Genomic DNA, 12,850 nt, shown 5'->3' with positions numbered 1-12,850 from the left:
CTGGATCATATAGGGGGCAGGCTGAAAATCGGAGAATGGTCCATGCAGACCCGCAACAAGTTCCTGGACGACATGGCGCAGCTGATGACCAACGCGATGGGCGTGGCCCAGGGCGCGCGGGAAGAGGCCGAAAACGCGATGAAGTCGCTGATCGACCGTTGGCTTGCGGATCGCGATTTCGTCACCCGCGAAGAGTTCGACGCGGTGCGCGCCATGGCGCAGAAGGCGCGCGAGGAGAACGCGGCGCTGGAAGCGCGGATCGCGGCCTTGGAAGAAAAGATCGCGGGCAAGTGAGCCGGGCAAGTGATTGCGGCAGGTGGTTCGCCGGCGGAAAAGGCCCGGTCGGTGGACCGGGCCTTTGCGTCTTTCAGCGGGGCGGGGGCGCTGCCCCCGTCGCCTGCGGCGACCCCCCCGGAGTATTTTCCGCAAGATGAAGAGGGCGGGGCGTGTCCGGCCCCGGCCGGGGCGCGGCGAAGCGGGACTTGATCTGATCGGAGGTCATGCGCGAGCCGTCATGGCTCCAGCCCGGAGGGGCGAAGGCATAGGCCAGCCGCTGGCGCAGGGTCAGGCCGGGGCGGGTGATGTCGCGGAAGATGCCTATCCATTCGTGGAAGGCGACCCGGAGCGGGTTGAAGGTGCCGAGGTTGCGGACGAGGCCGTAGTCGGGCTTTTCCGCGTCGTCCTCGGGGACGAAAGTGCCGAAGAGCTTGTCCCAGATGATGAAGACGCCGGCATAGTTGGCGTCCAGGTAGCGCGGGTTGCGGCCGTGGTGGACGCGGTGGTGCGAGGGGGTGTTGAAGATCGCTTCGAACCAGCGGGGCATCCGGCCGATCGCTTCGGTATGGATCCAGAACTGGTAGATCAGGTTCAGCCCCCCCACGAACAGCACCACCGCCGGGTGAAAGCCCAGCAGGATCAGCGGCGCGCGGACCACCATCATGAAGGTGAACGTGCCGGTCCAGGTCTGCCGCAGCGCCGTGGTCAGGTTGTAGTGCTGCGAGGAGTGGTGATTGACGTGGGATGCCCAGACCCAGCGGATGCGGTGGCCGAAGCGGTGCACCCAGTAATAGCGCAGGTCGTCGAGCACGAAGCAGAGGAACACCACCGGGATCGAGGCGCCGAGATCGAGCGGGGTCAGTTCCCACAGCCACATGAAGAAGCCCCAGGTGACGAAGCCCAGGATCAGCCCTTCGGCCACGTTGCCCGCCCCCATGACCAGCGAGGTCAGTGCATCGCGGGTTTCATACCGCCCGCCGCGGCCCCTGGCCTGGATCCAGAAGAATTCGAACAGGATCGCGGCGATGAAGAGCGGAACCGCCCATTGCACGACGTCCGGGTAATGCAGCGTATCGGTCATGTGGGATCCATCAGGTTCAGCCAGTGGCGGCGTTCGACATCAGCAAGGCGGATCTTTGCGCGCGGGGCGGTGAAGTCGTGAAACAGCACGGTCAGGCCCTGCGGCGTTTCCATCAGGTCGAAGTCGCGCAACGGCCGGGCCGTGGTATCCGCGCCCACGGCCCAGACCAGCCCCTTGCCCTGAGGGGTGAGGATCAGGGCCGCGTGGCCATCGGCGCTGACGGTGGCCTCGACCACCTCGTCGCCGGGGTTTTCACGCGTCCAGGCGGCCGCGGCGGTTTCGGGGTCGAGCACCGCAAGCCGCGACCGCCCGGTCAGGTGCAGCAGCAGCGCGATGCCGGAAATGCCCCCGACCACGAGGGCCAGCAGAACGGTTAGCGGCATGGAATCCTCCTTGCCGCATAGTGTTGGCGAAGACAGGGCGGTTCTGTCAAACCTGGCGTTGGGTCAACCGGTCTCGGCGAACGGTGCCGCTCGGCGCGGTTGCCCTCGGGGTTCGCGGTCAGTCCCCCTCCAGCAGCGCCTCGACGATCGCGCGGGCGCTGTCGGAATGCCAGTCGGCCTCGCCCGTCAGCCGGGCGATTTCGCGGCCTTCGGGGTCGATCAGCACCGAAACCGGCAGTCCCAGCACGTTCATGTCCCGCGCCACGGCCATCTTCGGGTCCGTGTGCCGGGGCAGGTTGGTCACGCCGGCCTTGTCGAAGAATCTGTCGATCGCGGCGGCGCGGTTGCGGCCCGTCGCCAGCGTCAGCACCTCGAACCGGTCGCCGCCGAATTCGTCCTGCAGGGCGACCAGCGTCGGCATCTCGGCCCGGCAGGGGGCGCACCAGGTGGCCCAGAAATTGACCAGCACATATCTGCCGCGAAAATCGGCAAGCGTCGCCTCGCTGCCGTCTTCCAGAAAGAAGGTCGCTTCGGAAACCGGTTTCGGCTGGTCATGGAAGACCAGCTTGCGCATGTCGCCCGTGGCCATCCCTTTCAGCCGCGCGGCATCCGTTGCGAGGGCGGCGTTTGCACCCAGCGAAAGGGCCAGATAAAGGAGAGCGAAACGTATCAGGCGCATTTTTCCTCCGAAGGGGCACGACATGGCAGATCAGACCTCGAACCAGATGTGGGGCGGCCGTTTCGCCGCGGGACCGGACGCGATCATGGAGGCGATCAACGCCTCGATCGGGTTCGATCAGCGGCTCGCGGCGCAGGACATCGCCGGGTCGAGGGCCCATGCCGCGATGCTGGCGGCGACGGGCATCATCAGCGATAGCGATGCCGAGGCGATCAGGGAAGGGCTTCTCACGATCTTGTCAGAAATCGAAGGCGGGACGTTCAGCTTTTCCACCGCGCTGGAGGACATCCACATGAATGTCGAGGCGCGGCTGAAGGAGCTGATCGGCGAACCGGCGGGGCGGCTGCACACCGCGCGGTCGCGCAACGACCAGGTGGCGACCGATTTCAAGCTGTGGGTGCGCGAGCAGCTGGATGCCGCCGAATCGGGGCTTCTAGCGCTGATCCGGGTGCTACTGGCGCAGGCCGAGGCGGGCGCGGATTGGGTGATGCCGGGCTTTACCCATCTGCAGACCGCGCAGCCGGTGACCTGGGGCCATCACATGATGGCCTATGTGGAAATGTTCGGCCGCGACCTGTCCCGCGTGCGCGATGCCCGCGCCCGGATGAACGAATGCCCCCTGGGCGCGGCGGCGCTGGCGGGCACGTCCTTTCCCATTGATCGCGAGATGACCGCGCGGGCGCTGGGCTTCGACCGCCCCGCCGCCAATTCTCTGGATGCGGTCAGCGACCGCGATTTCGCGCTGGAATTCCTGTCGGTCGCCTCGATCAGCGCCATGCACCTGTCGCGTCTGGCAGAGGAACTGGTGATCTGGTCCAGCGCGCAGTTCCGTTTTGTGACGCTCTCTGACCGGTTCTCGACCGGTTCCAGCATCATGCCGCAGAAGAAGAACCCCGACGCTGCCGAGCTGATCCGCGCCAAGGTGGGCCGCATCTTCGGCGCCAATGCCGCGCTGATGATGGTGATGAAGGGGCTGCCCTTGGCCTATTCCAAGGACATGCAGGAGGACAAGGAACAGGTCTTTGACGCCGCCGACAACTGGATGCTGGCCCTGGCGGCGATGGAGGGCATGGTGCGCGACATGACCGCCAACCGCGAGGCGCTGGCGGCGGCGGCGGGCTCGGGCTTTTCCACCGCGACCGATCTGGCCGACTGGCTGGTGCGGGTGCCGGGCCTTCCCTTCCGCGAGGCGCATCACGTCACCGGTGCGCTGGTGGCGATGGCCGAAAGACAGGGCTGCGACCTGCCCGAGCTGAGCCTTGAGGACATGCAGTCGGTCCATCCGGGCATCACCGCGGACGTCTACACTGTGCTGGGCGTGGAAAACTCTGTAAACTCGCGCATGTCGTATGGCGGCACCGCGCCTGCGCGGGTGCGCGAACAGATCGAACGGTGGAAGGGGATCGTGGGATGAGGAACGCGGCGCTGGCGGTGATCTGCCTTCTGGGCCTTGCCGCCTGTGGCGCGGATGGGCCGCCGACTGCGCCCGCGCCGAAGGAGGCGCCGAAATCGGGCGTGTCGGTTTCGGGTTATGCCCGCGTCGGGGCCTCGGTCAGCCGCGGCGTGGAAACGCCCCGGGCTCCGGGGTTCTGAAGCCCCATGTCGCTGTTGCGGATGACCTATCTGGCGCTGGCGGTGGTCGGCACGGCCTTGCCGGTGTGGCGGATCGTCTCTGAGCCCGGTCCCGCGATCCGGGCCATCCCGTGGGATCGGGCCGGCTGGAGCGCCTATGCCGACCAGTATCTGGTCACGGTTCATTGGGATTGGGTCGTGGTGGCGCTGACGCTCACCGTCTGGATCCTGGCCGAGGTCGCGGTGCGGCGGAACTGGTCGGCGTTGTGGGCGGTTCCCGCGACCTGGGTGATCGGGCCGAGCTCGGGATTGCCGCTTTACCTTTTCCTGCGCACGCGGCCCGTGACTTGAATCTCGTGACATGACGCCGCGAAAGAGTGTCCTGCATCAACGCCTTGCGGATAATGTTTGATCTGCGCCCGCCTTTGGCCTAATCGCGGCCCATGGACCATTTTCTCTACCGCAATGGCGAGCTTTACGCCGAGGACGTGCCCGTGGCCGAAATCGCCGCCGCGGTCGGCACGCCGTTCTACGTCTATTCGCAGGTCACGCTGCTGCGGCACTACCAGCTGTTCAAGGAGGCGCTGGCGGGGCTGGACAACCTGGTCTGCTTTGCCGTCAAGGCCGCCAGCAATCAGGCGATCCTGACCGCTCTGGCCAAGGCCGGCGCGGGCATGGACGTGGTGTCGATGGGCGAATACCTGCGCGCCCGCGCCGCCGGCGTGCCGGGCGAGCGCATCGTGTTTTCCGGCGTCGGCAAGACCGCCGAGGAAATGCGCACCGCGCTGCGGGGCGGGATCCGTCAGTTCAACGTGGAATCCGAGCCGGAAATGGAGGTGCTGAACGCGGTTGCACTGGATCTGGGCGTAGTCGCGCCGATCGCGGTGCGGGTCAACCCGGACGTGGACGCGCGCACCCACGCCAAGATCGCCACGGGCAAGTCGGAAAACAAGTTCGGCATCCCGATCGCGAGGGCGCGCGAGGTCTATGCCCGCGCCGCCGGTCTCAAGGGGCTGGAGGTCGTCGGCATCGACGTCCATATCGGCAGCCAGTTGACCGATCTGGAGCCGTTCGAGCTGGCCTTTGCCAAGGTGGCGGAACTGACCGATGCCCTGCGCGCCGACGGCCATGACATCCGCCGGCTGGATCTGGGCGGAGGCCTGGGCATTCCCTACACGCAGTCGAACGAGGCGCCGCCGCTGCCCTTCGACTATGGCGCGCTGATCAAGCGCACGGTGGGGCATCTGGGCTGCGAGATCGAGATCGAACCGGGCCGGCTGATCGCGGGCAACGCGGGGCTGATGGTGTCGCGGGTGATCTATGTCAAGCGGGGCGAGGGACGGGATTTCCTGATCCTCGACGCCGCCATGAACGATCTGGTCCGCCCGGCGATGTATGAGGCGCATCACGACATCATCCCCGTCGATGAACCCGCGCCGGGGGTCGAAGAACATCCGTTCGACATCGTAGGGCCCGTCTGCGAAACCGGCGACACCTTTGCCCGGCACCGGTTGATGCCGCCGGTTCACGCGGGCGATCTGATCGCGTTCCGCAGCGCCGGGGCCTATGGCGCGGTGATGGCCAGCGAATACAACACCCGCCCGCTGGTGCCCGAAGTCATGGTGAACGGGGATCAATTCGCGGTTATCCGCCGACGGCCGAGCTTTGACGAAATCATAAACCGCGATACCATCCCCGAATGGCTCTGACGCGATCTGCCGCGCGGGGCTGATGAACTGGCCCCGCCGGGAGATTGATTTGACCTCTGATACGCCCCGACCGGAGACGATCCTGCACCGCCTGCGCTGGCCGCTGCGGCTGACCCGCGCGGGGATGGTGGCGGAGCGGGCCTGGCGGGCCTTCTGGCCGCTGATCTCGGTGGCGATGGCGGTGCTGGCCGCGCTGATGCTGGGGCTGCACGATCTCATCGCGATCGAACTTGTCTGGGGCGCGGGCGCGATGGCCGCGCTGGCTGCTCTGATCACCTTCGGCTGGGGCGTGCGGCGGTTCCGCTGGCCGTCACGCATGCAGGCTCTGGCCCGGCTGGACGCGACGCTGACGGGCCACCCGATCAGCGCGGTGCTGGATGCGCAGGCGGTGGGGGCGGGCGATCCGGCCTCGCGCGCGGTGTGGGAGGCACACCAGAGACGCATGGCCGAACGCGCCCGCGCCGCGCGACCGGTGAAGCCCGACCTGCGGGTGGCGCGGCAGGATCCCTATGCCCTGCGCTATGCGGCGGCGCTGGCGCTGGCGGTGGCGTTGGTCTTTGGCTCGGTCTGGCGGATCGGATCGGTGGCCGAACTTGGCCCCGGCGGCGCATCGGCCGCAGCCGGGCCGTCCTGGGAAGGCTGGGTGGAGCCGCCGCGCTACACCGGGCTGCCGACGGTTTATCTGGCTGACGCAAAGGGCGAAGAGCTGAAGGTTCCCGCCGGCAGCCGGATATTGCTGCGCTTCTACGGGCAGGTGGGCGATCTCGCGCTGACCGAAACCGTGTCGGGCCGGTCGCCCGCGCCCGACGCGCCCCCGGCCACCGAACATGACTTGACCGTGACACGCGATGGCGAACTGAGGATCGACGGCCCCGGCGGGCGGGCGTGGCGCGTCGCCGTGATCCCGGACGACGCCCCGCGCGTCGCGGTAGCCGGAGAAGCGACGACGCGGGCCAATGGCGAATTCGTGCTGCCCTTTGCCGCCGCAGACGATTATGGTGTTGTCGCGGGGCGGGCGGTGGTGACTCTGGATCTGGAGGCCGTGGACCGCCGCCACGGGCTGGCGGCCGCGCCCGATCCGCGCGATCCGGTGACGCTGGATCTGCCGATGCCGATTACCGGCGACCGGCGCGAATTCGAGGAAAAGCTGGTCGAGGATTTCTCGCAGCATCCCTGGGCCAACCTGCCGGTGACGGTCACGTTGTCGGTGGTCGATGCCGCCGATCAGGAGGCGCGGGCCGAACCGTTCCCGACCCGACTCGCGGCGCGGCGGTTCTTTGATCCGCTGGCGGCGGCGGTGGCCGAACAGCGGCGCGACCTGCTGTGGTCGCGCGCCAATGCGCCGCGCGTGGCGAAGGTGCTGCGGGCGGTGTCGCACCGGCCGGGCGAGGTGTTCCGCAAGGAAACCGACTACATGCGCCTGAGCTTCATCGTGCGGCGGCTGGAAACCTTCACCCGCTACGGGTTGACCACCGAGCGGCAGGACGAGATCGCCAAGGCGCTGTGGGATCTGGCGATCCAGCTGGAAGAGGGCGATCTGGGCGATGCGCTGGAACGGATGCGGCGGGCGCAGGAGCGGCTGGAACAGGCGATGAAGAACGGCGCCAGCGATCAGGAAATTGCCCGGCTCATGGACGAGCTGCGCCGCGCCACCGAGGATTACCTGCGCCAGCTGTCGCGGCAGGCCCAGCAGGACGGGCAGCAGCAGGACGACCAGCCGCAGGGCGACACCATGCAGATGACGCAGGAGGACCTGCAGCGCATGATGGACCGCATCCAGGAACTGATGGAACAGGGCCGCATGGCCGAGGCGATGGAGGCGCTGCGCGAGTTTCAGCAGATGATGGAAAACATGCGCGTCACGCAGGGCCAGGGCCAGCAGGGCGAATCCGAAGGCGACCGGGCGATGCGGGGGTTGGCGGAAACCCTGCGCCGCCAGCAGGGGCTGAGCGATCAGGCCTTCCGCGATCTGCAGGAGCAGTTCAACGACGGCGCGCAATCGGGCCAGAGCGGCCAGAACCAAGGTCGCAACGGCGGCGAAGGCCGGGGCCAGAGCCATGAGGGCCTGAACGGTGAAGGGCAGGGCGGCGGCCAGGGCGACCGGCAGGCGGATCGCGGCGGGCGGGGCGGCGAAGAGCAGGGCTCGCTTGCCGATCGCCAGCAGGCGCTGCGCGAAGAGTTGCGCCGCCAGCAGGAGGGGTTGCCGGGGCTGGGGCCGGAAGGCGATGCCGCGCGCAATTCTCTGGACCGCGCCGGGCGCGCGATGCGCGAAGCCGAGGACGCTCTGCGCAATGACGATCTGCCCGGCGCGATCGACCGTCAGGCCGAGGCGATGGATGCCCTGCGCGAAGGGATGCGATCGCTGGGCGAGGCGCTGGCCCAGAACCAGCCGGACCGGCAGGGGCAGGGCAACAGCGAGACCGCGCAGGGCGGACAGAACCGCGACCCGCTGGGCCGCAGCATCGGCTCGACCGGCGCGCTGGGCACGGACGAGGGGCTCTTGCAGGGCGAGGACGTCTATCGCCGCGCGCGGGAGCTTCTGGACGAGATCCGCCGCCGCGCCGGCGAAGGCGCCCGCCCGCGGATCGAGAGGGACTACCTCAGACGGCTGCTGGACCAGTTCGGCGGACCCGGCGCGCCATGACGGCGCGCGGGACGGATCAGGCGGCGGCGTAGAATGATTCGTAGATCGGACCCAGCGTTTCGTCGTTGAACAGCGACGACACGGAGGTGCCGTTCCAGATGTTCAGGATCGCCTGGGCAAAGAGGGGTGCGGTCGGCACGATGCGGATATTCGGGGCGTTTTCGACCTCGGCCCTGGGCTTGATCGAATCCGTCAGGACCAGCGACTTCATCACCGAATTGCTGACGCGTTCGACCGCCGGGCCGCTCATCACGCCGTGGCTGATATAGGCGTGCACTTCGCTGGCGCCGCTTTCCATCAGCACCTCGGCGGCCTTGCACAGGGTGCCGGCGGTGTCGCAGATGTCATCGACGATCAGGCAGGTCTTGCCGGTCACGTCGCCGATCACGGTCATTTCGGCCACTTCACCGGGTTTCTCGCGGCGCTTGTCCACGATGGCCAGCGGCGCGTTGATCCGCTTGGCCAGTTCGCGCGCGCGGGCCACCCCGCCCACGTCGGGGCTGACCACCATCAGCTCGTCCAGGCGGTCGCGGAAATGGGTCTTGATGTCCAGCGCAAACACGGGCGAGGCATAGAGGTTGTCCACGGGGATGTCGAAGAACCCCTGGATCTGGGTTGCGTGCAGGTCCAGCGTCAGCACCCGCGCGATGCCGGCGCCGGTCAGCATGTTGGCAACCAGCTTGGCGGTGATCGGCGTGCGGGCGCGGGCGCGGCGGTCCTGGCGGGCATAGCCGAAATAGGGGATCACGGCGGTGATGCGACGCGCCGAAGACCGGCGCAGCGCGTCGGTCATCACCAGCAGCTCCATCAGGTGGTCGTTGGCGGGGTTCGACGTGGGCTGGATGATGAACATGTCCTCGCCCCGGACGTTCTCGAACATCTCGACGAAGACTTCTCCGTCATTGAACCGTTCGACCCGGGCATCGACCAGACCCACCGAGATTCCGCGGTGGATCGACATGCGGCGGGCGATGGCCTTGGCCAGCGGAAGGTTGGCGTTCCCAGCGATCAGCTTGGGGTCGTTGCGAGGCGGCATTTTCTGGTTTCCCCGGGCAGCGGTGACTGAAAAGAGCGATTCGCGATGTTGAACCCCGCTTAGCACGGGCTTAGGGTCGCGCAAAGGTCAAGGCGGGGAAAGATGCATGGTGGATATCGATTACTTTTTCTCGACGATTTCACCCTTTACCTATCTCGCCGGCACCCGGCTGGAGGAGATCGCGGCGCGGCATGGGGTGACGATCGCCTACAAGCCGATTGACATCGTTGCCGTCTTTGCCCGCACCGGCGGCACGCCGCCCGCCCAGCGCCCCCCGGCGCGGCAGGAATACCGGTTGCAGGAGCTTCGGCGCCAGGCGCGCAAGCGGGGGCTGCCGATCAATGTTGCGCCGGCGCATTTCCCCACCAATCCTGCGCCGTCCTCCTATGCGGTCGTCGCAGCAGCGAGGGCCGGCGGTGGCGACCTTGGCCGGCTGGTTCACGCCTTCACGCGGTCGGTCTGGGCGGACGAAAGGGATGTCGCCGATGACGCTGTGATCCGCGCCTGCCTGGAGGAGGCCGGGTTCGATCCCGCGCTGGCCGACAGCGGGCTTCTGGCCGGGGCCGAGATCTATTCCGCCAATACCGAAGAGGCCGTGGCGCGGGGCGTGTTCGGCGCGCCGTTTTACATCGTCAATGCGGATGACGAACGGTTCTGGGGGCAGGACCGGCTTGAGGATCTCGATGCATACCTGGCCGAAAGGGCGAAGCGTTGAAGGACATGGGCAACGTTCCCCAGCCGCTCCATGTGCGCCATTTCGGGCATGGACCCCGCAAGGTTCTGGCGCTGCATTGCACGCTGGCCCATTCCGGCGCCTGGCGCGGGCTGGCGGCCGAACTGGCCGAGGAGGTGACGCTGACCGCGCCCGACATGCTGTCGCATGGGCGCAGCCCGGACTGGGACGGCCAGGGCGACATCCAGGACCGCACGCTGGCGGCGGTGCTGCCGCTGATGGAGGGGCGCATGGACGTGATGGGCCATTCCTTTGGCGGGACCGTTGCGCTGCGGATGGCGGTCGAACACCCCGAACGGGTGCGCAGCCTGATTTTGATCGAGCCGGTTCTGTTCGCGGTGGCCGCGCAGGACGCGCCGGAAATCCGCGCCCGGCATGACGAAGAAGCGCGCCCCTTTGCCGAGGCCCATGCGCGCGGCGACAGGGAACTGGCGGCGCGGCTGTTCAACCGGATGTGGGGCGGGGGCGTGGGCCCGCGCTGGCCGGATCTGCCCGAGCAGACCCGCGCCGCGATGATCCGCGCGATCGACTATGTGCCCGCGAGCCACGGCGCGGTGATGGAAGACCGGCCGGGGCTGTTGAAGCCCGGCGTTCTGGACCGGGTGCGGGTTCCGGTCCTGCTGCTGAGGGGCAGCGCCAGCCACCCGGTGATCGAGGTGGTGAATGACGGTCTGGCGCGGCGGCTGCCCGAGGCGCGTTCGGAGGTGGTCGAAGGGGCGGGGCACATGCTGCCGATTTCGAACCCGCGCGAGGTGGCGGAGCGGGTCCGGGCGTTTCTGCGCGCGGTGCCGGAGGCCTGAAATCGGTACTCGCGCCCCGGTTGGAGGGGTTTCGGATCGCCTGCGCGATCCGACCGGGGCGAGGGGGCGCTGCCCCCTCGCGCTCCCCCGGGGTATTTCCGACCAGAAAGAAGCGAATGGCCGGGATTTTCAGGAGTGGCGGGAACGGGATCCCCGGCGGCATCCGGACCGGGACACGGCTTGGGAGGGGGCCCGGGGCGGGTTCCGGGCGCCGCTATCGCGTGCGGCAGCGGTCAGGCGTGGCGCTTGCCGTAGTAGAGGCCGACGACGTGTTCGGCTTCGGCAAAGAACAGCCAGCGGGCGACCAGGACGCCGAGGATGTGGCTTGCCACGGCCAGGAAGGCGATGACGTGATTGAAGGGCATCATCAGCAGGGCAACCGGGATCGCCACCATTAATATCAAAGAGATCACGCGCAGTTGGAGGCTGTGCCTGCGACCCACGACATGGACGAATTCATCCAGCAGGTAGTTGGTTCCCGTATGGGGCGGCTCGAAGGCGCGGACCGGGCCGATGCGGCCCAGGCCGGTGGCAGTGGCCAGCGACGTGCCCGAGGCGGCGAGCGCCCCGTCGCCGCGCATCCAGTGCATGATCTGCACCAGGCCCGCGATCAACAGCAGAAGGATCGCCGGACGGATCTGTCCGGCCAGAAGCGCGCCGCCGGCGAGCGAAAAGGCCAGGAAGCGGACCGGCGTCAGGGCCGTGTGCCAGCGCGGAACGGTCTTGAGCTGGGTGTAGATCATCGAGGTGGTGAAGACGGTGACGAGGCTCATCACGCCGCCGAGCAGGCCCAGGATCGTCCAGCGTTGGCCGAGGAACACCAGACCTGCCCCGTAGGCGGCCATCAGGATCAGCGAGACGACCGAGGCCCAGGCTTCGCGGCTGAGCCAGCTCGACCGCCATTGGGTGAAGGCCTTGATGGCGCGTTCGGGGTGTCCGAGGTGGAAGGTTGAGGCGAGCAACCCGCCCACGGCGAAGAGATAGGCGATCGCGAACATCACGAAGGCGGTCATGCCGGTGACGGGCGGATAGCCGATCCCCAGCCAGAACAGCAGGCCGAAGCCGAGGCCGGAAAAGGTGGTGAAGAGGATGACGGAGGGGGCCGGGTGCATCTCAGAGGGTCTCCGTTTCTTTCTGCGTCCTGTTGCCGGTCGGTCCGCCGGGAAGGCGGTCCAGCGCGCGGTCGAGCCAGGCGAAGAAGCCGGTGGGTTCTTCGGCCACGGTTTCGAGCGTGGCGGCCTTGTCCTCGATCCGGTCCTTGGGGCGGGGCGGGAGATACTTGTTGACCGGCGCGGTGCCCATTTCCGGCATCAGATCCATGCCGCCGCGTTCGGCCACCAGTCTGGACACGTTGCTTTCGGGGTCGGCGAAGTCGCCGAAATGGCGCGCGCCCGCCGGGCAGGTGCGCACGCAGGCGGGGACGCGGTCCTCCTGGGGCAGGTTTTCGTTGTAGATCCGGTCGATGCAGAGCGTGCATTTCTTCATCACGCCTTCGGCGGCATCCAGTTCCCGCGCGCCGTAGGGGCAGGACCAGGCGCAGAGCCCGCAGCCAATGCAGTCGGATTCATTGACCAGCACGATGCCGTCTTCGACCCGCTTGTAGCTGGCGCCGGTGGGGCAGACGGTGACGCAGGGCGCATCGTCGCAGTGCAGACAGGATTTCGGGAAGTGGATCAGCTGGGCCGGGCCGTCATCGGGCTGGCATTCGTAGGAATGCACGCGGTTGAGGAAGGTGCCGCGCGGGTTGGCGCCGGAGGGATCCTGATCGCTGAGCGGGGCGCCGTAGTTTTCGGTGTTCCAGCCCTTGCAGGAGATCACGCAGGCATGGCAGCCGACGCAGGTGTCGAGGTCGATCACCAGCCCGAGCTTCCGTTCTGTCTTTGCGGGGAGTTGTGTCATTCCGTCAGCCCTTGGCGCATGTGGTGTCGGCGGGACCG

General features: G+C 67.7%; 14 protein-coding genes. 8 read left to right on the top strand and 6 right to left on the bottom strand.

Annotated features, from left to right (window positions below):
* Positions 1–42 precede the first annotated feature (42 nt).
* Entirely contained in the window at positions 43–294 is a 252-nt protein-coding gene (locus C4S70_RS10000; protein WP_104008073.1) for an accessory factor UbiK family protein, read from the top strand.
* A gap of 73 nt (positions 295–367) precedes the next feature.
* Here the strand turns inward: C4S70_RS10000 and C4S70_RS09995 are convergent, their stop codons facing one another.
* The 3 genes from C4S70_RS09995 to C4S70_RS09985 all read right to left on the bottom strand — a co-directional run bounded on the left by C4S70_RS09995 (position 368) and on the right by C4S70_RS09985 (position 2,419).
* A complete protein-coding gene (locus tag C4S70_RS09995; RefSeq protein WP_104007971.1) occupies positions 368–1,357 on the bottom strand; it encodes a sterol desaturase family protein in 990 nt (329 codons plus the stop codon).
* Complete coding sequence (locus C4S70_RS09990; RefSeq protein ID WP_104007970.1) at positions 1,354–1,740, bottom strand: hypothetical protein; 387 nt, start codon at positions 1,738–1,740, stop codon at positions 1,354–1,356. The genes C4S70_RS09995 and C4S70_RS09990 overlap by 4 nt, the downstream gene beginning before the upstream one ends.
* A gap of 118 nt (positions 1,741–1,858) precedes the next feature.
* A complete protein-coding gene (locus tag C4S70_RS09985) occupies positions 1,859–2,419 on the bottom strand; it encodes a TlpA family protein disulfide reductase (protein WP_104007969.1) in 561 nt (186 codons plus the stop codon).
* Positions 2,420–2,441: 22 nt separating this feature from the next.
* Here C4S70_RS09985 and argH point away from each other — a divergent pair, with 22 nt between their 5' ends.
* The 5 genes from argH (at position 2,442) to C4S70_RS09960 (ending at position 8,344) form a co-directional block, all read left to right on the top strand.
* Positions 2,442–3,833: an argininosuccinate lyase gene (gene argH / locus C4S70_RS09980; protein ID WP_104007968.1), complete on the top strand. Its 1,392-nt coding sequence runs from the start codon at positions 2,442–2,444 to the stop codon at positions 3,831–3,833.
* Positions 3,830–4,012, top strand: a complete 183-nt coding sequence (locus C4S70_RS09975) for a hypothetical protein (RefSeq protein WP_104007967.1) — start codon at positions 3,830–3,832, stop codon at positions 4,010–4,012. Before argH ends, C4S70_RS09975 begins: the two co-directional genes overlap by 4 nt.
* Positions 4,013–4,018: 6 nt before the next feature.
* Entirely contained in the window at positions 4,019–4,342 is a 324-nt protein-coding gene (locus C4S70_RS09970) for a DUF2834 domain-containing protein (RefSeq protein ID WP_104007966.1), read from the top strand.
* A gap of 92 nt (positions 4,343–4,434) precedes the next feature.
* Positions 4,435–5,700 carry a diaminopimelate decarboxylase gene (lysA, locus tag C4S70_RS09965; RefSeq protein WP_104007965.1) on the top strand — a complete coding sequence of 422 codons (1,266 nt, stop codon included), beginning with the start codon at positions 4,435–4,437 and terminating at the stop codon, positions 5,698–5,700.
* 22 nt (positions 5,701–5,722) lie between these two features.
* Positions 5,723–8,344, top strand: coding sequence for a TIGR02302 family protein (locus C4S70_RS09960; RefSeq protein WP_104007964.1), 2,622 nt, complete (start codon positions 5,723–5,725; stop codon positions 8,342–8,344).
* 16 nt (positions 8,345–8,360) lie between these two features.
* Here C4S70_RS09960 and C4S70_RS09955 read toward each other — a convergent pair whose 3' ends face one another.
* A complete protein-coding gene (locus tag C4S70_RS09955; protein WP_104007963.1) occupies positions 8,361–9,380 on the bottom strand; it encodes a ribose-phosphate pyrophosphokinase in 1,020 nt (339 codons plus the stop codon).
* 106 nt (positions 9,381–9,486) lie between these two features.
* On the opposite strand from C4S70_RS09955, the gene C4S70_RS09950 reads away from it, so the two are divergent.
* Both C4S70_RS09950 and C4S70_RS09945 read left to right on the top strand, forming a co-directional pair.
* Positions 9,487–10,095, top strand: a complete 609-nt coding sequence (locus C4S70_RS09950) for a 2-hydroxychromene-2-carboxylate isomerase (protein WP_104007962.1) — start codon at positions 9,487–9,489, stop codon at positions 10,093–10,095.
* 5 nt (positions 10,096–10,100) lie between these two features.
* Positions 10,101–10,913, top strand: a complete 813-nt coding sequence (locus C4S70_RS09945; protein WP_104007961.1) for an alpha/beta hydrolase — start codon at positions 10,101–10,103, stop codon at positions 10,911–10,913.
* A 233-nt stretch (positions 10,914–11,146) separates the two neighbouring features.
* Here the strand turns inward: C4S70_RS09945 and C4S70_RS09940 are convergent, their stop codons facing one another.
* Together C4S70_RS09940 and C4S70_RS09935 are read right to left on the bottom strand one after the other, a co-directional pair.
* Positions 11,147–12,025, bottom strand: a complete 879-nt coding sequence (locus tag C4S70_RS09940; protein WP_104007960.1) for a dimethyl sulfoxide reductase anchor subunit family protein — start codon at positions 12,023–12,025, stop codon at positions 11,147–11,149.
* 1 nt (position 12,026) lies between these two features.
* Positions 12,027–12,812, bottom strand: coding sequence for a 4Fe-4S dicluster domain-containing protein (locus C4S70_RS09935; protein WP_104007959.1), 786 nt, complete (start codon positions 12,810–12,812; stop codon positions 12,027–12,029).
* Positions 12,813–12,850 lie beyond the last annotated feature (38 nt).

This window comes from Jhaorihella thermophila (assembly GCF_900108275.1).
GTDB classification, from domain to species: domain Bacteria; phylum Pseudomonadota; class Alphaproteobacteria; order Rhodobacterales; family Rhodobacteraceae; genus Jhaorihella; species Jhaorihella thermophila.
The sequence above is the reverse complement of the archived record's forward strand: the minus strand, read 5'-3'. Positions and strand labels throughout refer to the sequence as shown.